This is a genomic window from Ruegeria sp. AK4 (assembly GCF_056541025.1).
The window spans coordinates 1-1,220 of the sequence record NZ_JBQFXS010000071.1; the positions used below are offsets into that span (position 1 = coordinate 1).

Below are 1,220 nucleotides of genomic sequence, written 5' to 3' on the forward strand. Positions count from 1 at the left end.
CCATCGGCTTGCCCACGATGTTCGACCGGCCAATCACCACCGCATCCATGCCCGAAAGCGAGCCATGGTGGTCGCGCAGCATCATCAGGCAGCCCAGCGGCGTGCAGGGCACCATCGATTTCTGTCCGGTGCCCAGCAGGCCCACGTTCGAGATGTGGAAGCCATCGACATCCTTGGCCGGGTCGATCGAGTTGATCACCAGATCCTCGTTCAGGTGTTTGGGCAGCGGCAGCTGCACCAGAATGCCGTGAACCGCCGGATCGTTGTTCAGCTTGTCGATGAGCGCCAGCAGGTCGTCCTCGGATGTGTCGGCGTCCAGCTTGTGCTCGTACGAGTTCATGCCGACCTCGACGGTCATCTTGCCCTTGGACCGGACATAGACCTGGCTGGCCGGATCTTCGCCCACCAGAACCACGGCCAGACCGGGCGTGATGCCGTTTTCTTCTTTCAGCTTTGCAACCTGATCGGCCACCTGCGCACGCACTTTGGCCGCAAAAGCCTTACCGTCGATGACTTGCGCTACCATCCTTTGATCCCTTCATTCAAAAAACGGATCGGGCGCACGGGCGCCCGGTCATTCAGTCAGGGCCGAGCACGCGCTCTTCCCGTGCGATCGACCAGTCTATCAAAATGCGCCACATCCGCTCGGCAAGGTCCGGGTCCAGCCCCAGATCGTCCGAGCTTGCACGCACACGCTGCACCACCTCTTCGACACGCTGAGGGATACGGGCGGGCAAACCCTCGGCCGGTTTCAACTCGGACGCGCGGTCGATATATCCCGCCCGCGTCACCAACATCTCGATCAGTTGGCGGTCCAGCTTGTCGATCTGAGCCCGCAACTCGTGCATCGAATGACAATCTTGCGGCGGTGTCAGAGTGGGCATCGTGGTCTCCTCATGGCCCGGGGTAACCCCGGACCACGAGATGTCTTATTCGGCGGCTTAGAACAAGCCCTCGATCTCACCTGCGTCGTTAAGGCAGATGGTTTCCGCAGCAGGTTTGCGCGGCAGACCGGGCATGGTCATGATCTCACCGCAGACAACCACGATGAAACCGGCACCGGCGGACAGGCGCACCTCGCGCACCGGAACCGAATGGCCGGTGGGCGCGCCGCGCAGGGTCGGGTCGGTCGAGAACGAATACTGGGTCTTCGCCATGCAGACCGGCAGATTGCCATATCCGGCCTCTTCCCATTCGCGCAGCTGGTTGCGGATCTTGTT

3 protein-coding genes are annotated in these 1,220 nt (G+C 61.6%); all 3 read right to left on the reverse strand.

What is annotated here, in order from left to right; translation table 11 throughout:
* Positions 1-526: tetrahydrofolate dehydrogenase/cyclohydrolase catalytic domain-containing protein (locus ACR0EZ_RS25895; protein WP_480617716.1), on the reverse strand; the 526-nt coding region annotated here is incomplete at its 3' end.
* Positions 527-578: 52 nt separating this feature from the next.
* Positions 579-884: a chorismate mutase gene (locus tag ACR0EZ_RS25900; protein ID WP_170694337.1), complete on the reverse strand. Its 306-nt coding sequence runs from the start codon at positions 882-884 to the stop codon at positions 579-581.
* A 57-nt stretch (positions 885-941) separates the two neighbouring features.
* On the reverse strand, positions 942-1,220 hold a 279-nt coding region (locus tag ACR0EZ_RS25905), incomplete at its 5' end, for a formate--tetrahydrofolate ligase (protein WP_480617717.1).

What these genes read in the sequence shown, in the direction of transcription:
- ACR0EZ_RS25900 (WP_170694337.1), bottom strand. Translation starts at nt 884, where the DNA reads ATGCCCACTCTGACACCGCCGCAAGATTGTCATTCGATGCACGAGTTG.